Annotated in this window: 21 protein-coding genes; 14 read left to right on the plus strand and 7 right to left on the minus strand. The window is 70.9% G+C overall.

What is annotated here, in order from left to right; translation table 11 throughout:
• The first annotated feature begins 169 nt into the window (after positions 1–169).
• The 3 genes from AB0F72_RS36380 to AB0F72_RS36390 all read left to right on the plus strand — a co-directional run bounded on the left by AB0F72_RS36380 (position 170) and on the right by AB0F72_RS36390 (position 3,917).
• Positions 170–1,000 (plus strand): CPBP family intramembrane glutamic endopeptidase, encoded by an 831-nt coding sequence (locus AB0F72_RS36380; protein ID WP_360441649.1) that lies wholly within the window; start codon positions 170–172, stop codon positions 998–1,000.
• A 141-nt stretch (positions 1,001–1,141) separates the two neighbouring features.
• Positions 1,142–3,490 (plus strand): hypothetical protein, encoded by a 2,349-nt coding sequence (locus tag AB0F72_RS36385; protein ID WP_360441652.1) that lies wholly within the window; start codon positions 1,142–1,144, stop codon positions 3,488–3,490.
• A gap of 10 nt (positions 3,491–3,500) precedes the next feature.
• Positions 3,501–3,917 carry a VOC family protein gene (locus AB0F72_RS36390; RefSeq protein ID WP_360441655.1) on the plus strand — a complete coding sequence of 139 codons (417 nt, stop codon included), beginning with the start codon at positions 3,501–3,503 and terminating at the stop codon, positions 3,915–3,917.
• 31 nt (positions 3,918–3,948) lie between these two features.
• Here AB0F72_RS36390 and AB0F72_RS36395 read toward each other — a convergent pair whose 3' ends face one another.
• The gene (locus AB0F72_RS36395; protein WP_360441658.1) at positions 3,949–5,100 is read right to left on the minus strand and encodes a barstar family protein; all 1,152 of its coding nucleotides are present in this window, start codon (positions 5,098–5,100) and stop codon (positions 3,949–3,951) included.
• A gap of 129 nt (positions 5,101–5,229) precedes the next feature.
• Here AB0F72_RS36395 and ald point away from each other — a divergent pair, with 129 nt between their 5' ends.
• The 4 genes from ald to AB0F72_RS36415 all read left to right on the plus strand — a co-directional run bounded on the left by ald (position 5,230) and on the right by AB0F72_RS36415 (position 8,969).
• Positions 5,230–6,345 (plus strand): alanine dehydrogenase, encoded by a 1,116-nt coding sequence (gene ald / locus AB0F72_RS36400; protein ID WP_360441661.1) that lies wholly within the window; start codon positions 5,230–5,232, stop codon positions 6,343–6,345.
• A complete protein-coding gene (locus tag AB0F72_RS36405; RefSeq protein WP_360441814.1) occupies positions 6,321–7,247 on the plus strand; it encodes a site-specific tyrosine recombinase XerD in 927 nt (308 codons plus the stop codon). The genes ald and AB0F72_RS36405 overlap by 25 nt, the downstream gene beginning before the upstream one ends.
• Positions 7,248–7,347: 100 nt before the next feature.
• Positions 7,348–8,280 (plus strand): AAA family ATPase, encoded by a 933-nt coding sequence (locus AB0F72_RS36410; RefSeq protein ID WP_360441664.1) that lies wholly within the window; start codon positions 7,348–7,350, stop codon positions 8,278–8,280.
• 11 nt (positions 8,281–8,291) lie between these two features.
• A complete protein-coding gene (locus AB0F72_RS36415) occupies positions 8,292–8,969 on the plus strand; it encodes a hypothetical protein (RefSeq protein WP_360441667.1) in 678 nt (225 codons plus the stop codon).
• A gap of 80 nt (positions 8,970–9,049) precedes the next feature.
• Here AB0F72_RS36415 and AB0F72_RS36420 read toward each other — a convergent pair whose 3' ends face one another.
• From AB0F72_RS36420 to AB0F72_RS36430, 3 genes are all read right to left on the minus strand, one after another.
• On the minus strand, positions 9,050–9,784 hold the full coding sequence (locus AB0F72_RS36420; protein ID WP_360441670.1) for a class I SAM-dependent methyltransferase: 735 nt from the start codon (positions 9,782–9,784) through the stop codon (positions 9,050–9,052).
• 435 nt (positions 9,785–10,219) lie between these two features.
• Positions 10,220–10,489 (minus strand): acylphosphatase, encoded by a 270-nt coding sequence (locus AB0F72_RS36425; protein WP_360441673.1) that lies wholly within the window; start codon positions 10,487–10,489, stop codon positions 10,220–10,222.
• Between the two features lie 10 nt (positions 10,490–10,499).
• A complete protein-coding gene (locus AB0F72_RS36430; protein ID WP_360441676.1) occupies positions 10,500–11,015 on the minus strand; it encodes a GNAT family N-acetyltransferase in 516 nt (171 codons plus the stop codon).
• 262 nt (positions 11,016–11,277) lie between these two features.
• Here AB0F72_RS36430 and AB0F72_RS36435 point away from each other — a divergent pair, with 262 nt between their 5' ends.
• Genes AB0F72_RS36435 through AB0F72_RS36445 form a run of 3 tightly spaced genes read left to right on the plus strand, consistent with a single transcriptional unit; the run spans position 11,278 to position 13,953 of the window.
• Positions 11,278–12,240: a segregation/condensation protein A gene (locus tag AB0F72_RS36435; protein ID WP_360441817.1), complete on the plus strand. Its 963-nt coding sequence runs from the start codon at positions 11,278–11,280 to the stop codon at positions 12,238–12,240.
• Positions 12,234–13,229 carry an SMC-Scp complex subunit ScpB gene (scpB, locus tag AB0F72_RS36440; protein WP_360441820.1) on the plus strand — a complete coding sequence of 332 codons (996 nt, stop codon included), beginning with the start codon at positions 12,234–12,236 and terminating at the stop codon, positions 13,227–13,229. Before AB0F72_RS36435 ends, scpB begins: the two co-directional genes overlap by 7 nt.
• Positions 13,198–13,953: a pseudouridine synthase gene (locus AB0F72_RS36445; RefSeq protein WP_360441679.1), complete on the plus strand. Its 756-nt coding sequence runs from the start codon at positions 13,198–13,200 to the stop codon at positions 13,951–13,953. Before scpB ends, AB0F72_RS36445 begins: the two co-directional genes overlap by 32 nt.
• A 101-nt stretch (positions 13,954–14,054) precedes the next feature.
• On the opposite strand, the gene AB0F72_RS36450 is transcribed toward AB0F72_RS36445, so the two are convergent.
• Positions 14,055–14,552 carry a flavoprotein gene (locus AB0F72_RS36450; protein WP_360441682.1) on the minus strand — a complete coding sequence of 166 codons (498 nt, stop codon included), beginning with the start codon at positions 14,550–14,552 and terminating at the stop codon, positions 14,055–14,057.
• On the minus strand, positions 14,549–15,448 hold the full coding sequence (locus AB0F72_RS36455) for a LysR family transcriptional regulator (protein WP_360441685.1): 900 nt from the start codon (positions 15,446–15,448) through the stop codon (positions 14,549–14,551). The genes AB0F72_RS36450 and AB0F72_RS36455 overlap by 4 nt, the downstream gene beginning before the upstream one ends.
• Before the next feature lie 80 nt (positions 15,449–15,528).
• Between AB0F72_RS36455 and AB0F72_RS36460 the strand changes: the two genes are divergently transcribed.
• Entirely contained in the window at positions 15,529–16,779 is a 1,251-nt protein-coding gene (locus AB0F72_RS36460; RefSeq protein WP_360441688.1) for an MFS transporter, read from the plus strand.
• 164 nt (positions 16,780–16,943) lie between these two features.
• Here the strand turns inward: AB0F72_RS36460 and AB0F72_RS36465 are convergent, their stop codons facing one another.
• Positions 16,944–17,177: a hypothetical protein gene (locus AB0F72_RS36465; protein WP_360441691.1), complete on the minus strand. Its 234-nt coding sequence runs from the start codon at positions 17,175–17,177 to the stop codon at positions 16,944–16,946.
• Between the two features lie 80 nt (positions 17,178–17,257).
• Between AB0F72_RS36465 and AB0F72_RS36470 the strand changes: the two genes are divergently transcribed.
• The 3 genes from AB0F72_RS36470 to AB0F72_RS36480 all read left to right on the plus strand — a co-directional run bounded on the left by AB0F72_RS36470 (position 17,258) and on the right by AB0F72_RS36480 (position 20,240).
• Positions 17,258–18,049, plus strand: a complete 792-nt coding sequence (locus AB0F72_RS36470) for an endonuclease/exonuclease/phosphatase family protein (RefSeq protein ID WP_360441694.1) — start codon at positions 17,258–17,260, stop codon at positions 18,047–18,049.
• 4 nt (positions 18,050–18,053) lie between these two features.
• The gene (locus AB0F72_RS36475; protein ID WP_360441697.1) at positions 18,054–19,202 is read left to right on the plus strand and encodes a hypothetical protein; all 1,149 of its coding nucleotides are present in this window, start codon (positions 18,054–18,056) and stop codon (positions 19,200–19,202) included.
• Between the two features lie 237 nt (positions 19,203–19,439).
• The gene (locus AB0F72_RS36480) at positions 19,440–20,240 is read left to right on the plus strand and encodes a hypothetical protein (protein WP_360441700.1); all 801 of its coding nucleotides are present in this window, start codon (positions 19,440–19,442) and stop codon (positions 20,238–20,240) included.
• Positions 20,241–20,263: the final 23 nt, after the last annotated feature.

Below are 20,263 nucleotides of genomic sequence, written 5' to 3' on the forward strand. Positions count from 1 at the left end.
GCCGGCCCCGGCGGCGCTCCAGGGCCGGCGGCGGGTCGCGCCGGCGGAACGGACCGTCAGGTGCCCGGACGAGGCGGGACGCATGTGATGCGGCAGGGGAGGGTTTGGCTCGTACCGATGTGGCGGGGTTGCCTTCGGTGTCCATGATGGATTCATGCGGACCAAAGGATTGACCGCGGCCGGGATTGTTCTTCTCGCCGGTGCGCCGATTCTGTTGCTACTGATGGGGCGGACGGATCTGGCCACGTCGGCTGATGCGGAAGCGGGAGCGGTGCCGCTGGCCGGGGTGGTGATTCCCTATCTGGTGGGGCTGGTGCTGATCGCGCTGATTCCGCCGCGTCTTCCGGGGATGGCCGTCGATCCGGACGAGAAACTGCGGCGGCAGTCCTATTGGCTGATCGGGCTGGCGTTGCTGTTCCCGGTCGCCGCTCTGCTGACCCGGGACAGCGTCGTCTATCCGCTGGCAAAGATTCTGATTCTGCTGGTGGGGGCGTGGGTGGTGCTGCGCCGGATCCGGCGGCCGTCCCCGGCGCGCGCACATCGGGAGCGGATTCCGAAACTCTGGTATTGGCTCGGGCCGGCGCTGGTGATCGTGGTCTGGGGCTATCTGTTCTTCTACAGTCCGCTCGCCGAGTGGGATGTGTCCGGTTATCGGGATTGGGACCGGATCGAGCTCGCGGTGGTGGCGTTCTACACGTTCCTGACCGCGAGCGTGCTGGAGGAAATCTTCTATCGGGTCATTCTGCAGACCCGGCTCGAAGCGTTGTGGGGCAGGTGGCCGGCGATCGTCGCGACGGCGCTGCTGTTCGTCCTCATGCACGTGCACCGGTACGCGGACGGCCCATTCCTCGACATCACGCTCGTCATTCTCACCTCGAACGGCGCGCTCGGCCTGTTCGCCGGCTATCTCTGGTCGAAATACCGGAATGTGTGGGCGATTGTCGTCGTGCACGCGGCAATCAACGGGCTGACCCTGCTGCCGTTGCTGATCGGCGGGTGATTTCTTGACGCACGGCAGTTGGCCTCATTCTGAACGGACTATGGAACACCCGCTCTGACCTGCGGTTTCGTGGTTTTGCGCGTTCAGTGAGCGGAGACGTCGATCCGCTACCGTGCTGCCGACCAGAAGCATGGGGGAACAGTGGACGCAAATACCGCGGTCATCGAGCGTGCGCCGGCGCCGGAAGCCGACACGCCGGACCGGAAGACCGGCCGATTCGACGCGGAGACGCTGATCCGCGCGCTGCCCTGGCTGGTCGTGGTGGGGTTCCTGGTCGGCATGCTGACCTGGGCCGGCACGCCCGGCGTGCAGACGCTGCGCTACGCGATCTACTGGACGCTCGGCGTGCTCGTGCCGGGCGTGCTGGTCTTCCGGGCGCTGCGCGGCAGCCGCGGCAACCTGCCGGAGGACGTCGGTTTCGGCGCCGCCACCGGCATCGCGGTCCAGCTGATCGGCTGGGCGATCTTCGTCGGCGTCGGCCTGGAGAGCGTGCTCTGGATCTGGCCGCTGCTGGTGCTCGCCGCGTTCGTGGCGGTGCCCGGCCTGCGCCGGCACTGGCGGATCGAGAACCCCGAGCCGCTGCCGCTGGCCTGGTCCTGGCTGATCGCCGCGGTGATGCTGCTGGGGGTCGCGATCCTGGCGCTCGGCGAGTGGGCGGGCAACCCGCTGCCGCCGGTCACGCACTCGCTCTTCGGCGACATCTACTACCACTGGGCGAACGCCGCGCAGCTCAGCCACACGATCCTGCCGACCCAGCCGCAGATGGCCGGCGAGCCGCTGAAGTACCACTGGTTCTCGGACGCGTTCCGGGCCTCCGCCACGCTGATCAGCGGCGCCGACCTGGCGACCGTGATGCTGCGGCTGTGGGCCGGCCCGATTGTGATCACCTCGGTGCTGGTGATCGCGGCTCTGGCGCGGACCGCGAGCCGGGTGTGGTGGGGCGGGCCGGTCGCGGCGTTCATCGCTGTCGCGCTGCCGATCGCCGCGATCTGGCCGCAGTTCTCCAGCTGGCCGGTGACGATCGAGCCGTCCTACAGCCCGACGCTCACCTTCTCCATCCCGTTCGTGACGGTGGTCGCGGTCCTGCTCGTCGAGATCGCCCGCGGTCAGCGGCTCGGTCGCGGCGGCTGGACCCTGTTCGGCCTGCTGCTGGTGGTCGCGACCGCCAGCAAGTCCAGCTCGCTGCCGACGCTGCTCGGCGGCATCTGCCTCGGCGCGCTCGCCCTCTGGGTGCTCGGCCGGAAGCCGCCGAAGGCGATGCTCGCCGCGCTCGGTGGCGCCGCGCTCGTCCTCGGCATCACCGCCCCGTTCCTGGCCGGCGGCGGCTCCGGCGCGGGCATCCAGTTCGGCGCCACGTTCAGCTTCAAGGGTCAGTTCATCTGGGTGGTCGGCCGGGACGGCATCCCCGGTACCGGCGGCCTGCTCCCCGAGCAGATCATGCACGTGCCGTGGGGTCTCAAACTGATCCTCCCGGCGCTGCTCGTCTGCTTCGTGGTGAGCCAGATCGGCCGGGTCCTCGGCTTCACCGCGCTGCTGCGCAAGGACTTCCGCAAGGACGCCGCCGCGTGGGTGCTGGCCGGCATCGGGATCGCCGGCTGGGCCGGCGCACTGCTGATCAACCACACCGCCAACGGCGAGCTGTACTTCATCTACTCGGCGATCCCGGCGCAGGCCGCGCTCACCGCCTGGCTGCTCACCGCTGTCGCGCCTCGCAAGGCCTTCGTCCCGGTGACCGGCGGCCTGATCGCCGGCGCCGTGACCGGCGCGATGCTGCATCGGTACGGTCCCGGCCTCACCGGCCCGTGGGAGGACCACTGGCGGTACAACCTGGCCCGCCCGCTGCTCGTGCTGCTCGCCGTGATCGCGATCGGGTCGGCGCTGTGGTGGCTGCACCGGCGCCGCTGGCCGGTTCTGATCGGCAGCGGCCTGGCCGTGCTGCTGGCGGCCGGCATCGGACTGGGCTGGGCCACCACCTGGCGCGGACTCTCCGGCCAGATCGAGGCGGCGGTCAGCGGCAAGACGCCGTCGACCGGCACCAAGGGCAACTTCTGGGTCACCGCGAACGAGATGCGCGCCGCCGACTGGCTCGCGAAGAACGCGCCGGCCGAGGACTACGTGGCGACCAATGTGCACTGCGAGATGGTGAAGACCGACGCGGACTGCATCAACCGGTCGTTCTGGGTGTCCGCGCTGACCGAGCACGCGGTGGTCCTGGAGGGCTGGGCGTACCAGCCCGACACCCAGTCGGCGCACGGGGACAACGGGATCCCGTACTTCCGGCAGCCGGCGCCGCAGCCCGAACGTCAGCGGATCAACGATGCGGCGTTCAGCGCGCCGACCGCCGCCGGCCTCGCGGAACTGCGCGAGAAGTACGGCGCCAAGTGGCTCTACGCCGACAAGCGCGCCTCGCCGGTCTCGCCGGAGCTCGCCACGCTGGCGACCGAGCGGTTCCGCGCCGGTGACGTGATTGTCTACCAGCTGCCGGGGTAGAAAGACCGGCGTGACTGTTCCGAAGCTGAGAGCATTCGTCCTCGACTCGTCGGACGCCCGGCGGCTCGCCGAGTTCTACCGTCACCTGCTCGGCCTGGAGTACCGGCCGGGCGACGAGCCGCCGGCGTCCGGCGAACCGGACGAGAAGGGACAGGACTGGCTGGTCCTGCTCGGCGACGACGGGTCGTGGCAGCTGTCCTTCCAGCAGACCGACAAGGTCGAGCCGACGACCTGGCCGGACGCGGGCGTGCCGCAGCAGATGCACCTGGACACCGCGGTCGGCTCGGTCGCTGAACTCGACCGGCAGCACGAGCGGGTGCTGAGCCTGGGCGGGACGCTGCGCTTCGACCGCAGCGACGACCCGGAGGAGCCGCTGCGGGTCTACGCGGACCCGGACGGCCACACGTTCTGCATCTTCGTCGGCTGATGGCGGGTTCGTCGGCTGAGGTGGCCGGAACCTATCGCAGGTCGACGTCCACGCCGGCGGCGGTGAGCAGGTCCAGCAGTTGCTCCATCGTGAGCGCCGGGGCCCACCACCGCCTGTCGTATCCCGGCTTCAGCGCGGCCCGCGCCACCGCCGCGTCGTGCCAGATCAGCCGGAAGCCGGGGGCGGCGCCCCAGCCGCCCTGCAGGCAGTCGTGCAGCGCGCCGAGGTTCCACCCGAAGTACCCGCCGGGCCCGTTCACGGCCTCGCCGATCGCGCAGTAGAAGCCCTCCTCGTCGGTGACGTGCCGCCCGTCGAGATGGAAAACGCTGCCCGACGCCGGACCGTGCCGGTGATGGGCCAGCGCCGCCCCGGCCCACTCCTGGCGCAGGTCGCGGTCGTAACCGGCCCAGGTCCCGGTCTCGGACGGGCGGCCGGACCGCCAGCGCTCCCAGATCTCGCGGGCGCGCGCCGGGCGGGGTGGGATGACGGCGTCGGCGTAGGTGGGCTCGAGCACCACGTCGACCAGGTCGTCGCCGTGCAGCGAGGGGCGGACCGCGGCGACCTCGGCGCCGATCCCGGTGTCGAGCAGCCTGGTCGCGGTGCCGTCGTGGGCCACCGTGAAGAGCGAGGCGTTGATCCAGCGGCGGTGACGGTTGTTGGTGCCGCTCTCCAGGGCTTCGATGGCGCGTTGCAGGCGGGCGCCGGGCCGGCAGCCGAGCAGCGTGGCGGGCCGGGGCTGCGGCGCGGGCTGCCGGCGGTAGACGCCGCCGACGCCGCCGCAGGAGCCGAAGTCCTCCTCGCCCTCCGCGCCGATGCCGGTGAGGTCGAAACCGCCGGCGGGCGGCGTCCTCGACGGGGGGTGGCGGAGCCGCCCCTCGAGCATGACGTCGAGCGGGCCGTGGCGCGACGAGCGGCGGGCGTCGAGGACGGTGACGTCCAGCAACTCCTGGTCCCGCGACGGGTCCTCGACCGCCCCGAGACCGATATTGCCCACCCACGACGGACCGGTTCCGTCACAGGCCGCCCGCAACCGGCCGGCCGGGGTGCAGTCGAGCAGTGTGTAACGCTCGACGGCCGGTTCGGTGACCGTGGCGAACAGGCCGTCGATGTCGGCGCACGCCGCGACGAGGCTGTCACCGTCGTCGATGGTCTCGTCGACCAGAAGCCAGGGAAGGCCGATCATCCGGCGACCGTACCGCCTGAAGAGCCAACAGGGGTAACCCGGGACATGAGCCGCGAAACCCGAGGTCCCCGGGGGTACTCTCCGCGCAAAGGGGACTAACTCAGCGTGGAGAGAGGACGGTGTCGGCTCGTGAAGGTCGGCATTCCCAGCGAGGTCAAGAACAACGAGTTCCGGGTGGCGATCACTCCGGCCGGGGTGTTCGAGTTCACCCGGTTCGGCCATGAGGTCTTCGTGCAGGCGGGCGCGGGCCTGGGCTCCTCCATCACGGACGGTGACTACCAGTCGGCGGGCGCGACGATCCTGCCGGACGCCGACGCGGTGTGGGGGACCGGTGACCTGATCCTCAAGGTCAAGGAGCCGGTCGCCGAGGAGTACCACCGGATGCGGGCCGGGCAGGTCCTCTTCACCTACCTGCACCTGGCGGCGTCGAAGGCGTGCACCGACGCGCTGCTGGACCGCGGGGTCACCGGGATCGCCTACGAGACGGTCGAGCTGCCGGACCGCTCGCTGCCCCTGCTGGCCCCGATGTCCGAGGTCGCCGGCCGGCTCGCGCCGCAGGTCGGGGCGTACCAACTGATGCGCCAGGGCGGTGGCCGCGGCGTGCTGATGGGCGGCGTGCCCGGCGTGTACGCGGCGAAGGCCGTCGTGATCGGCGCCGGGGTGTCCGGCTTGAACGCCGCGGCGATCGCGCTCGGCATGCAGGCCGAGGTGCTGCTGCTCGACAAGAACGTAGCCCGGCTGCGCGCGGTCGACGCCGACTATCGCGGGCACGTCCAGACGATCGCGTCGAACGCGTACGAGATCGAGAAGGCGGTCCTCGACGCCGACCTGGTGATCGGCGCGGTGCTGGTGCCGGGCGCGAAGGCGCCGACGCTGATCTCGAACGACCTGGTGTCGCGGATGAAGCCGGGCAGCGTCCTGGTGGACATCTCGATCGACCAGGGCGGTTGCTTCGAGGACTCCCGGCCGACCACGCACGACGACCCGACGTACCCGGTGCATTCCTCGATGTTCTACTGCGTGGCCAACATGCCGGGCGCGGTGCCGCACACGAGCACCTACGCGCTCACCAACGTCACCCTCCCGTACGCTCTGGAGCTGGCCAACCGTGGCTGGCGGGACGCGCTGCGGACCGATCCGGCGCTGGCCGGCGGTCTGAACACGTTCGGCGGCGAGGTCGTCTACGGCCCGGTCGCGGAGGCGCACGGCATGCGCTCGATATCGCTGACGGAGGTGCTCCGCTGAACCTGGACCAGTCGATCACCGCCTACCTGGACCACCTGAGCGTGGAGCGGGGGCTGTCCCGCAACACGCTCGCCTCCTACCGGCGTGACCTCCAGCGGTACGCCGCGGAGCTGGCCGAGGCGGGCGTCACCGACCTCGGGGACGTGCGGCCCGCCGACGTGACCGGGCACCTGGCCCGGCTGCGCGAGGGCGGGCTCGCGTCGTCGTCGGCCGCGCGGGCGATCAGCGCGGTGCGCGGGCTGCACCGGTTCGCGGTCCGCGAGCGCCTGGCCGGGCAGGACGTGGCGGCCGACATCCGGCCGCCGGCGCCGCCCAAACGGCTGCCCAAGGCACTCGACGTGGATCAGGTGGGCCGGTTGCTCGCGGTGCCGGACACGCACTCGCCGCTGGGGCTGCGGGACCGGGCGCTGCTGGAGTTCCTGTACGGCACCGGCGCCCGGATCTCCGAGGCGGTCGGCGCGGACATCGACGATCTGAACGACGAAGACGTGATATTGCGGGGAAAAGGGGGGAAGACCCGGATCGTCCCGGTCGGCGGTTATGCGCGGAACGCGCTGAGCGCCTACCGGACCCGGGCCCGCCCCCTGCTCGCCGAGAACGGCCGGGGCACCCCCGCGGTCTTCCTGAACGCCCGCGGCGGCCGCCTCTCCCGGCAGAGCGCGTGGACCGTCCTGCGCCGCTGCGCGGTTCAGGCGGGCCTGCCGGTGGACGGCCCGTACGCTGTCTCCCCGCACACCCTGCGTCACTCCTACGCCACGCATCTGCTCGACGGCGGGGCTGACGTCCGCGTGGTTCAGGAACTCCTGGGACACGCGTCGGTCACGACGACGCAGGTGTATACGCTGGTGACCGTCGAGCGCCTCCGGGAGGTCTACGCCACCTCTCATCCGCGCGCTCGTTAGAAGATGCGTACCCACAGGTGCGACACGCCGAACGGCTGACCCCGAAGGGGCGGCGGTCGTGGCGTACAGTCGGGCTTCGAGCCGGGAGGGGGGCGAGGTCATGTCAGGGAACGGCGAGCGCGCAGAGGCCTGGACTTCCGCGCTCCGCGACCAGCAGAACTCCCTTGATCTCGGAGCTGACCTGGGTCCAGCCGACCCCACGGCCTACACGATGCGCCGCCCGATCCCCGAGCCGATGCCGACCGACCGGCACGGCCCGGCCCGGATCATCGCGCTGGCGAACCAGAAAGGTGGTGTCGGAAAGACGACGACCACCATCAACCTGGGCGCCGCGCTCGCGGAGTATGGGCGGAAGGTCCTCCTCGTCGACTTCGACCCGCAGGGCGCCTGCTCGGTCGGCCTGGGTGTGAACCCGCACAACCTCGACCTGAGCGTCTACAACCTGCTCATGCAGGACGACGTCGCCACCGAGGACGTCATCATCAAGACCGACGTCGCCGGCCTGCACCTGCTCCCGGCGAACATCGACCTCTCGGCCGCCGAGATCCAGCTGGTCAACGAGGTCGCCCGGGAGATGGCGCTGGCCCGGGCGCTGCGGTCGGTCCGCAAGGAGTACGACTTCATCCTGATCGACTGCCAGCCCTCGCTGGGCCTGCTGGCGATCAACGCGCTGACCATCGCGCACGGCGTGCTCATCCCGCTGGAGTGCGAGTTCTTCTCGCTGCGCGGTGTGGCGCTGCTGCTCGACACCATCGACAAGGTGCGCGAGCGGCTCAACTTCGACCTGGAGCTCGAGGGCATCCTCGCCACCATGTACGACTCCCGCACCACCCACTGCCGCCAGGTGCTGCAGCGCGTGGTGGAGGCGTTCGGCGACAAGGTGTACCAGACCGTCATCACCAAGACGGTCAAGTTCCCGGAGTCCACGGTCGCCGGCGCCCCGATCACCTCGCTCGACCCCGCGTCGTCCGGCGCCCGCAACTACCGTCAGCTCGCTCGCGAGGTCATCGCCGCAAAGGCCGAACGAGGCTAGGTCCGCCAACCGTGCTCTTCGCCCTCGGCGAACCGGTCGCCTTCGTGGCGCTGCTGATCGCCTTCCTGCTCGGCCTGGCGCTGCGGGCCCTCGCCATCCGTTTCACCGCCCGCACGGTCGGCCTGGCGGAACGCCGGGTCTCCCTGCGCCTGAGCCCGCGCGAGGACATCGACCCGTTCGGCGCGGTCGCGGCAGCGGTCGGCGGCATGGGCTGGGGCAAGCAGCTCTCCGTCGACGAGATCCCGCGTTACCGGGGCCGCGGCCGTGCGGCCGCCGTCTTCATCGCCGGCCCGGTCGCCTGCATCCTCGCCGGCGAGCTGCTGATCGCCACCTACGCCCTGGTCTTCCCGGACGCCGCCGAGCTGGTCCTGGCAAGCGCCGGCCTCGGTGACGTCCTGCGCGGTGTCGGCCTCCCGGCAGCCCAGCAGATCGTGCTCTCCCTCGGCGTCGGCCTGCTCGCGTTCGGCCTGCTCGCGCTCATCCCGATCCCGCCGCTCGACGGCTTCGGCATCCTCTGGAACGCCCTACGCCGCCCGGGCACCGGCATGCAGTGGATGCGCCTCTGGCTCGAGGACAAGAACATCGGCGTCCTGCTGCTGCTGATCTTCGCGTTCTTCCCGACCGGCTACCCCCTGCTCAACATGGTCCTGGACTTCCTCGGAGTGCTTTTCCTGCGCGTCTGGGCCTGATCCTGCGCGCCTGATCCTGCGCGCCTGTTCCTGCGCGCCTGTTCCTGCGCGCCTGTTCCTGCGCGCCTGGCCCTGAGCGGTCAGTCCTTGCGATAGACCGAGACGTGGCTCGGGCTCTCCGCGGTGAACCGCCCGCGATCCCAGTCCGCGTACCGCGCCTCCAGCCGCAGCCCGGCAGCCTCGGCGAACCCGTCGATCTGCTCCGGCCACTGATACCGCATGCCGAACGGCCGCAACTGGATGCCACCCTCACGGAACGTCAGCGTCTGCCGGAGGAACGTCTGCGCCTCCCGGTCGTACCGATGCATGCGCACCGTCACCGAGTCCTCGGTGACCCCGTGTACCTGCACCTCCCGCTCGTCCCGGGCGAACTGCTCCTCGTCCGGCACGAACGCCTCGATCACGAACCGGCCGCCGGGCGCGAGCACTCGTGCCACGTTGCGGAAGCAGTCCTCCTGCCGTCCCGGAACCGTCAGGTTGAAGAGCGTGTTGAACACCAGATAGACGAGCGGGTAGCTGCCGTCCACGGCGACGTCCGCCATGTCCCCGAGAACGACCGGCAACGCCGCGCCGCCCGGCTTCCCTCGCAACAGCTCCACCATCTCCGGCGAAGCCTCGATCCCCTCGACGGCCACCCCGCGCGCCGCGAGGGGCAGCGCGACGCGCCCGCTCCCGATGGCCAGCTCCAGAGCCGGCCCGCTCCCGGCGAGCCCGGCGAGAAACGCGGCGGCCGGCTCCGGATCCGGATTGCCGGGTTGGTCGTATTTGGTGGCCCACTGCCGCCCGAACAGCCCAGGATCATCCAAAATAGACATGCTTAAACCCTTACTCGCCCCGCACCGCCGAACCAACCGGTTTTCCGCTCTCCTCCGACTCCTCCTGCCTTCAGTGCCTGCGGGCTGGACGCCCCTCCGGGAGCGATGCGGGCACACCGAAGCGCGGCTGGCGGCGATGCGGGCACACCGAAGGCCGGGCTGGCAGCGATGAGAACACACCGAAGCGGTGTGTGCGCCCGCATCCCTTCCCTGGCGTGGGTGAAAGCGCGCAATGACGTTACGTGTGTCCTGGTCCACGCTCAGCCGCCAACCACAGCGACCGGGCCTGCGCGAAGACCGTCGGCCCGGCCCGGCCCGGCGCGGCGCGGCCCGGCCCGGCCCGGCGCGGCGCGGCCTGGGCGGGCCTCTGGCCGATCACCCGGGGACGCTACTTCCGGTCACACCGGGGAGGGCAGGCGAAGCCGGGAATGGCATTCAGGGGCGGACGGTGAAGGACGCCAGCGCCTCCGGCTGCTCGTCGAACTCCCGGACGTCGGTCACCCGGGCCTGCGGCGGCCCGACCCGGGACCACGCCACCATCCTGTCGACCGAGGCCTCCGGACCCTCGAAGACGGCCTCGACGCGGCCGTCCGGCAGGTTGCGGACCCAGCCTGTCACGCCCTGCTCGGCAGCGGCCCGGCGGCACGTGTCGCGGTAGAAGACGCCCTGGACCAGGCCGCTGACCAGGACACGCTTGCGGATCACCCGGCCAACCCTACGTCGAGAAGAGTTCGCAGGTCATGTTGTAGTAGCGATCGGTCCGGCCCAGGTGCCGCATGCCCAGGCGGCGGCACACCGCCTGCGAGGCGGTGTTCTCCGGGTAGGTGACGGCCAGCACCGGGGAGACGCCGGAGCGGGCCGCGTACGCGAGAACGGCCGTCCCCGCCTCGGTGGCGTACCCCTGGCCCCAGGCGTCCGGGTGCAGGTGCCAGCCGATCTCGGTCGCGCCGGCCGGGGCGAGCGGCTCGCCGGCGAGCAACTCGACAAGGAACGCGGTGCCGAGCAGGTGCCCGGTCCGCCGGTCCTGCACCGCCCAGACGGTGTGCACGTCGTCCTGCCGGTCGCGCCACGCGGCCAGCCGGGCCCGGGCGCCGGTGAGATCCGTGAGCACCTGCGGTTCGGCGCCGAGATAGCGCATGACGTCCCAGCGCGAGTACATGTCCAGGATGAACTCGGCGTCCTTCTCCTCCCACTCCCGCAACACCAGGCGCGGAGTGATCAGTGACCTCATCGCGGCAGCGTAACCGGAGAGCAGCAACCGGTCACGGGTTGCGACGTTGGAAGCTTCGGGGACTGTCCGGCGACGACGTGGAGGAACCGACAACGTGAGCCCGGAGCAGCTCGTCTCAGGCATGGTCTACGGTCGGCACGTGCCCGAGAAGCCCGGCCCCGTCGTGGAGGCCAAGGAAGTGGACGCCCCCACGGACGGTGACGCCCCCACGGACGGTGACGCCACCACGGACGGCGACGCCCCCACGGACGATGATGCCGTCATGGCCGAGGTCGCGGAGCCCGATTCCGGCGGATTCACCGTGCGGCTGGAGAACTTCACCGGCCCGTTCGATCTGCTGCTCCAGCTGATCGGCAAGCACAAGCTGGACGTGACCGAGATCGCGCTGCACCAGGTCACCGACGACTTCATCGCCTACATCCGGGCCATGGGCGACGATTGGGACCTCGGCGAGACGAGTGAGTTCCTGCTTGTCGCGGCGACGCTGCTGGACCTGAAGGCGGCCCGGCTGCTGCCCGCCGCGGAGGTGGAGGACGAGGAGGACCTGGCGCTCCTGGAGGCGCGCGACCTGCTCTTCGCCCGGCTCCTGCAGTACAAGGCGTTCAAGGAAGCGGCCGCGCACATCGCGGAACTCGAGGCGAGCGGCGCGCGTCGCTGGCCGCGATTGGTCACCCTGGAGCCGAGGTACGCGGAAGCGCTGCCGGAGCTGGTTCTCGGGATCGGCCCGGAGCGGCTCCTCAAACTCGCGCTGAAGCAGTTCCTGCCCAAGCCGGGCCCGCCGCAGGTCTCGATCGCGCACATCCACCAGGTCCGGGTCAGTGTCAGGGAGCACGCCGCGCTGCTGCGGGACCGGTTGCGCCGGGCCGGGGTGGCGACGTTCGGCCTGCTCGTGGCGGACTGTGCGAACACCCTGGAGGTGGTCGCCCGGTTCCTGGCGCTGCTGGAGCTCTACCGGGAAGGGCTGATCGACTTCGAGCAGCCGGTCTCGCTGGACGAGCTGACGGTGCGCTGGATCGGCGGGGACGGCGAGGTCGAGCTGGACATCGACGATTACGAGGGGACGAAACCGGCCCCGGAGGGGTCTCCGGAGCCGAACTCCGCCCAGGCCGGGGGCGATGCGGCCGATCATGCCGGGATGGCCGCCGTTTCGGACGAGAATGGCGTGGACGATCTTGACGAGCGGCCGTCCAGTGGCGATCTTGGCGGGGTGGAGGAGACATCGTGAGCAGCGCGGAGCATGAGGACTCCCTGGCGGCGCAGGCGGCCGCGTGGGTGCCGCCGTGGGAGCGCCGGCGGGAGCCCGACCGGGACTACCGGGACGCCGTGGACGCTCCGGAGGGCCTGCCCGGCGGGGATCACCGGGATGCCGTGGACGCTCCGGAGGACCTGCCCGAGGAGGAGATCGAGCCCGAGCCGACCGAGGAGGAGCTCGGTCCGGAGCTGCCGCTGCCCGATCCGGTCGAGGAAGCGGCCGAGAGCGCGGACGCGGACGACGACGCGCCGGACGGCGAGGAGCACGTTCCGGTGGACGCGCCGATCAACGGGGACGGTCCCGGCCCGGAGGCGGGGGCGCCGGCGGTGGTCACGGTTCCGGTGCAGGGCCGGGGGCCGCGGGACGGCTCGGATGCGTCTGCGGGAGGTGATGCCCGTACCCTCTCTGTGGATCTTGACGACGCGGACCTGGCGGCGGCTCTCGAATCGATCATGCTGGTGGTTGATGAGCCGGTAGGCGAATTGCAGTTGGCGCAGGTGATGGAGCAGCCGGTCGAGCGGATCGCGCGGACCCTCGAGGACGTCTCGGCGCGGTACACGGCGGCGGGGCACGGGATCGACCTGCGGCGGGTGGCGGGAGGCTGGCGTCTCTACACCCGGCCGGAGTACGCGCACTACGTCGAGCGATTCGTGCTGGACGGACAGTCCGTGCGGCTCACTCAGGCCGCCCTGGAGACACTCTCGGTGGTGGCGTACAAGCAGCCCGTGACGCGCTCGCGGATCTCGGCCATCCGCGGTGTGAACTGTGACGGCGTCATGCGTACGCTTGTCACTCGCGGCCTCATCGAGGAGTGCGGCACGGAGCCGGAGACGGGTGCATACCTGTACCGGACGACCGTGCTGTTCCTCGAGAAGCTCGGCCTCAACTCGGTCGACCAGCTGCCGCCGCTTGCTCCGTTCCTGCCCGACGATGTGGAAGAAGTACTCGATGCCTCAGGCTGACACCGCCGAACGCCTCCAGAAAGTCCTGGCGGCGGCCGGTGTTGGATCCCGGCGCGCCTGCGAAGACCTGATCTTCCGGCGGCGCGTCACCGTCAACGGCCGAGTCGCCAAACTCGGCGACAAGGTCGACCCCGCCACGGCGGAGATCCACGTCGACGGGCAGCGGGTGATCACCAACACCAAGCTGGTCTACGTCGCGCTGAACAAGCCGCGCGGCGTCGTCTCCAGCCTCGACGACGAGAAGGGCCGCACCGAGCTGGCCGACTTCCTCGGCGCCAACTTCGAGCAGCGGCTCTTCCACGTGGGCCGGCTCGACGCCGAGTCCGAGGGCCTGCTGCTGCTCACCAACGACGGCGGGCTCGCGCACAAGCTGATGCACCCGTCCTACGAGATCTCCAAGACCTACCTGGCCGAGGTGGTCGGGCCGCTGCCGCGCAGCGTGGGCCGCACCCTGCAGACCGGCGTCGAGCTGGAGGACGGCCCGGCGAAGGTGGACAGCTTCCGCCTGGTCGACGCCATCGGGAAGACGGCTCAGGTGGAGATCGTGCTGCACGAGGGCCGCAAGCACATCGTCCGCCGGATGATGGACGCGGTCGGTCACCCGGTGACCCGGCTGATCCGGACGGCTGTCGGCCCGATCCGGCTCGGTGACCTGCGGCCGGGCGGTTTCCGGCACCTGTCGTCGGCCGAGGTGGCCGCCCTGTTCAAGGCAGTCGGCGACTAGCCGGCGGGTGTCCCGCGGGGGCGCGGACCGTGGCCGGACCCGGGTTTGAGGGCACACGATCCGGGTGGGGACGCGGACGGGGAGCACACCCGAGCTCGCGGTCAGGGGCGCCCGGGATCGCGGGGAAGGGACTCCAGCGCCAGGTGCCACGGGAAGTCGCCGTCGATCAGGGGCGGGTCGAGGACCCGTACCCCCTCGGAGCGCAAGCAGGCGACGCTGGCCTGGTAGGGAAGGCGTCCCGCCAGCGCCGGGTTCACCGACGGGAGCATCACCACCGGGATGCCGAGGCCGGGCGCCTCGGCGAGCAGGCCGAGCGGGTACGTGTCGGCGATGCCGAGCGCGAACTTGTTGACGGTGTTGTAACTGGCCGGGGCGACGATGATGGCGTCCGGCCGGGGCGGCTTCGGCTCGGTCGGCTTGCGGTACCGGCTGCGCACCGGCCGCCCGGTCTGCTTCTCGATCGCCGGCAGGTCGAGGAAGTCGAGGGCGAGCGGGGTGGCGACGACCTGCACCTCCCAGCCGGCGCGCTGGGACAGGCCGACGAGTTCGCCGACGCCGGGCGCCGGGCCGGTGGCACAGACGATCAGATAGAGGGTCACGGGCGTCCTCCGTTGCGTATCACGTCGGTGAGCAGGGTGATCAGGGCCCGGGCGGCGGCGCCCGGCGTGCGGTCGCCGGCGATCGCCAGGGAGAGCGGCCAGACCAGGTCGGCGCCGGTCACCGGGATCACCGCGACGCCCGGCTCGCCGGCCGCGATGAACCGGGGCAGCAGCGCGATGCCGAGCCCGTGGTAGACGTGCGCCGGCCCGGTGGCGATGTCCGGGATCTCGATGGTGACCCGGCGCGGCACCCCGGCGGCGGTGAAGGCGCGGTCGGTCACCGACCGGTTGCCGTATCCGACCGGGGAGTCGATGAAGTCCAGACCGGCCAGCGCGGTGATCGGGACGTGATCGGCGCCGGCCAGCGGGTGGTCCTCGGGGACGACCAGGTCGAGGACGGATTCGGTCAGGTCGATCAGGCGCACGCCGGGCGGCCGGGCGCCCGGCAGTGACACGAACGCCAGGTCCAGCCGGTGGTCGGTGAGCGCCTCGATCAGGCCCATCGAGCCGGACGGCGCGGCGCTGGTGCGCAGCAGCACACCGGGATGGCGGCGGTGGAACTCGCCGAGGATGGCCGGCAGGTCGATGATCCGGATCGAGGTGAGTGTGCCGATCCGCAGGGTGCCGCTGAGCCCGCCGCGCACCTCGGCCACCGCGTCCCGGGCCTCGCGGGCGGCGTCCAGGGCGAACCGGGCGCGGGGGAGCAGGGCCGCTCCGGCGTCGGTGAGCAGCACCCGTTTCGAGTTGCGTTCCAGCAGGGGTACGCCGAGATCCCGCTCCAGTGCCTTGACCGCGGCCGAGACCGCGGACTGGACGACGAAGAGCCTGGTCGCCGCCCGGGTAAAGCTCTGCTCCTCGGCGACCGCGACGAAGTACTCCAGCTGACGCAGTTCCACCCGTCGATTATCAACGTTGGTGATGCATGTGAGCTATTTTCTTCGTTGTTGTTGATGATCGGGCGAGCGACAGTCGGCTCATGAACGCATCGCCCGCCCGGCTGCACGCCGGCTTCTGGTCGATCGCCATCGCGTTCCTGACCGCGATGGCGTTCTCCACCGTGCCCACCCCGCTGTACCCGCTCTACATGGGGCGGGACGGCTTCTCCACCTTCACCGTCACGGTGGTCTTCGCCGTCTACGCGGTCGGCGTTGTGATCAGCCTGCTGCTCGCCGGGCACATCTCGGACCGGCTCGGCCGCAAGAAGATCCTGATCCCGGCCCTGGCGCTGGAACTGGTCGCCGCCGCGCTCTTCCTCACCAGCGCGTCGCTGCCGGTGCTGCTCGCCGCCCGGTTCGTCACCGGCCTCGGCGTCGGCATGATCACCGCCACCGCGACGGCGCACCTGCAGGAGTTGCACGCGGCACACCGGCCGGGCGCGTCACGGCAGCGCTTCGAGGTGGTCTCGACCGCCGCCAACAGCGGCGGCCTGGGATTGGGCACGCTGATCGCGGGACTTCTGGCCCAATTCGTGTACGCCCCCCTGCGTACTCCGTATCTCGTGTTCGCGGGCCTGCTCGCCCTGAGCATCCTGCTCGTGGCGCTCACGCCGGAGACCGTGACCCGGACGGCGGAGCGCTACCGGTACCGGCCGCAGCGGATCGGCGCGCACGGCGACCGGATGGTCTACCTGACCGCCGCGGTCTCCGCGCTCGCCTCGTTCGCGGTGTTCGGCGTCTTCACCTCGCTCGCCCCCGGTTTCGTGTCCGGCACCCTGCACCACTCGTCACGCGCGCTGGCCGGAGCGATCGTCTTCGCGGTCTTCGGCGCGGCGGCCGCCGCACAGGCCCTGACCGGCTCGTTGAGCGCGGCGGCGAAGACCCGTCTCGGCCTGCTCGCCCAGGCGGCCGGCATCGTCGTCCTGGTGATCGGCATGCACACCGGGAGCCTGGCCGCCTTCCTGGCCGGCGGCGTGGTCGCCGGCATCGGGGCGGGCGTCCTCTTCAAGGCGGCGGTCGGCTCGGTCGCCGCGTCGGCCGCGCCGGCGGAACGCGGGGAGGCCCTGGCCGGCCTGTTCCTGATCGCCTACCTCGGCCTCGGCGTCCCGGCGATCGCCCTCGGCGTCGCGACCCGGTCGCTGCCGGCGGTCACCGTGATGACCTGGTTCGCCGGGATCCTGCTGGTGCTGCTCGGCGCGGTCGCCCTGCTCGGCCGCCGCGGTGCGGCGACGCCGGCCGTTCCGCCGCCGCCGGCCGTTCCGGTGCGGGACTTGGCACACAGCACACGCTGACGATCGGCCCGGACCCGCTGGCGTGTTGACTTCGGGTGCGCTCCGCACCTGAAATCCCCACACCGGCCCGGACCCGGCTGGGCGTGGGGAAATCGGGTGCGCTCCGCACCTGAAGTCAACACACCGGTTCGGCGCGTCCAGCTTCCTGGTCGGCCACTCCGAGGTCAGCGGTGGATGTGGGCGGACAGGACGGCGAGCAGGCGCTGGTCCCAGGCCTGCTCGTCGTCGTCGCGCCACTGGTGGCCCTGCGGGCACTGCCAGTTCGGCGCCGGGTCGCGCATGACGCAGCCGCCTAGTGCGAGGTGACCGTCCTGGGCGGCGTCGATCGCTTCCGGGACGGGCAGGCCGAAGAGCAGCGGCACACCGGGGGCGCCGCATTCGGGACAGGAAGGGATCATCAATCAGACGGTACTCGCGTCCGGCGGCCCGACGTTTGATCCGGCTCGACGCGGCAATCGACAGCGGTATGCCGCGAGTGATGACCCTCAATCTATTCTCGCCCGAGCACGCCGACTACGAGCGGCGGCGGCCGGTGCTGCGCGACGGGCTGGCCGCCGTGCGCCCTGATCTGATCGCGCTGCAGGAGACGGTCTGGGGAGAGGGGTACGACCAGGCGACCGACCTGCTCGGACCCGGATATCACCTGGCCCGGCACTCCCGGCGCTCGGAGAACGGCGTGGGCGCGGTGCTCGCCAGCCGCTGGCCGATCGGCGCCGTGTCCGAGATTGATCTGCATGTCTCCAGCCGGGTGGACCTGCCCTGGGCGGCCGCCGTGGTCGCCGAGATCGACGCGCCGATCGGCCCGCTCTTCTTCGTCCACCACAAGCCGTCGTACCAGTACGGCTACGCCCTGGAACGCGAGGAGCAGGCGGTGCTCTGCGCCCGGATGGTGGAGGAGCGGTTCGCCGGCCGGCGCCCGCACGTGATCCTGGCCGGCGACTTCGACGACACCCCGGATTCGGCGAGCGTCCGGTTCTGGACCGGGCGGCAGTCGTTGCGCGGGTTCTCGGTCGCCTATCGGGACGCCTGGGAGGCCGTTCACCCGGACGATCCGGGGCACACCTTCACGCCGGAGAACCCGCTGGTCCGTACCGGGGAGATGCCGTTGGAGATCGGGCGGCGGATCGACTACGTGATGGTCCGCTGCGGCACGCACGGCCCGACCCTGGAGGTGGCCGGGTGCCGGCGGGTGTTCGACGAGCCGGTCGGCGGGGTGTGGGCGACCGACCATTTCGGAGTGGTCGCCGACCTGGTCGATCCGAGAGGATGAGGCGATGGACTGGAACAGCGCACTGGCCCGGTACGCCGATCGGCTGCACGCCGTCGCCGGCGGCCGCCATCACGTCGCCTCACCCCTGGGAGCCTGGCTGCTGCTGGCGCTGACCGCGGCCGCGGGCGGCGGTGACGACCTGGCCGAGGCGCTCGGCGTCGCCCCCGAGGAGGCGGCCGGGATCGCCGGCGCGCTGCTCGCCGAGCCGCATCCGCTGGTGGCCGCCGCGACAGCGGTGTGGCACGCGGAGCAGGTCGACCCGGCGGCGCTCGCCGGCTGGCCCCTGCCTGCGGCGACCACGACCGGGCCGCTGCCCGGCCCCGCCGCCCTCGACGCCTGGGCGCGGGAGCACACCGACGGGCTGATCGGCCGCTTCCCGGTCGAGCCCGCGCCGGACCTCCTGCTGCTGCTCGGCAGCGCCCTGGCCACCAGGGTCTCCTGGTCCGAGCCGTTCGAGACCGCCCCGGCGGCAGCGCTCGGCGGGGAGTGGGCGAGCCGGCTCACCCGGGTGCTGGGGACGCCGCCGTTCGGCCACCGGGCGTTCGTGACACGGGCCTCCGGCATCGGTGACGTCATCGTGCACGCGGCCTCCGCCACCGGCGGGCTGACAGTGGTCTCGGTGGCCGGCCAGCCGGACGTGCCGGCCCGCCGGGTGCTCGCCGCGGCCTACGAGATCGCCCCGGCCGTGGCCGCCCGCACGCTCGCCCCGGCGTCGCTGTTCGACCTGCCGCTCGGGGAGTCGCCGCTCTGGAGCATTCGGGAGGAGTTCGGCCACGACAACCAGCGCGAGCACGTGCGGGCGCTGCTACCGGCCTGGTCGGCCACGAGCGACCACGACCTGGCCGCCGACCCGGGGCTCGGTTTCTCGGCCGCGACCCGGGTGCTCGGCAGGCTGCTCGGCGTCGCCGGCCCGCGGTTCGACGCGAAGCAGGTGGCGACCGCCCGGTACAGCCGGTACGGCTTCGAGGCGGCCGCGGTCAGCGGTTTCGGGGTGGCGACGTCGTTCCCGCCGGAGGGCGCGATCCGGCATGCCGAGTTGCGGTTCGCCCACCCGTACGCGGTGGTCGCCGTGACCACCCAGCCGGGCGGCCCGTGGGACGGTGTCCCGGTCTTCTCCGCCTGGATCACGGAGCCGGACGACACCACGGACTAGCCCGGTAACGCCGATAAGCGAATACCAAGCCGGCAAAAACGTCGCCACGGGGTTGGGCGAGGGAAGGCGCGCGCCCTTCGAGCGCGCGCTCTCCTGGTCGATAACACATCCCGCCAGGTGGCGGAGACATCCCCGCTGACTGGCGGATCATCAGTTGGTCTGTATTGAGAAATCCCGGATTTGCGCCATACCATCGGCCATTGCGAGTCGCAGATCAACAGAAGAACGGGATGCTCCATGCAACACCCCAAACGCGCGATCACGGCGAAATTGACGGCCACCCTGGTGGCCGCAGTGCTGATCGCGCAGTCGGCGTCGCCCGCCGTCGCGAAAGAGATCGCTCCGCCCAGCGGTGACACCGGCCCCGCCGAGGTTGAGACGATGTACATCATGACCCCGCAGGAATATCAAGAGAGGTATTTCGATATTCATGGCGCGGCGGTTCCCACCGGTGTTCCGGAGCCGCTGGAATCTGAAACTATCCGCAATGCCGCAGGTCAGCTCATCGACACGGATACCGGAGAAATTCTGACCGGCGCGGGTGTCAGCTCGGCGGCCGTGTCGAGCAGCGACGCGGGTGCGGCCGGTGGCAACGAAGTGAGGCCCAGCGCCGTTGACCCCGGCAATGGTGGCGGCGGCACCGGGGGTGGCGTGCCGTGGCACAAGGTCTTGTACTCGTACACCGACTACAAGCGCAATAAGATCACTGTTCGGTACGGCACCAGAGCATTCGGCTACCACCACTTCGCCGCCAAACATAATCTTCGCAATCGCGCCGTCTTCAAGACGATTCCCAAGAACGCCCCGATCAGCACTTTCGGCGCCAAGCTGACGTACGAAGTCTGGGTCGGTGATCCGGCGAATGGTCGACCGAAGGTGAAAATCCGGTTCGTCTCGTGGCAGTCTTCGATGACCGATGACAATAAATACCGGGTACCGGACGCCGGTTACGTCGGAGTGATCACCGCATTCTGTGTGAAGGACAAAAAAGAAGTAAAGGGCGAGAAGTGCCCTGAGTGGATCAACAAGTTGAAGTAGGGTTGTGGCGGCGCCGCGCGGAG

It is taken from the genome of Actinoplanes sp. NPDC023936, assembly GCF_040639325.1.
Lineage (GTDB): Bacteria > Actinomycetota > Actinomycetes > Mycobacteriales > Micromonosporaceae > Actinoplanes.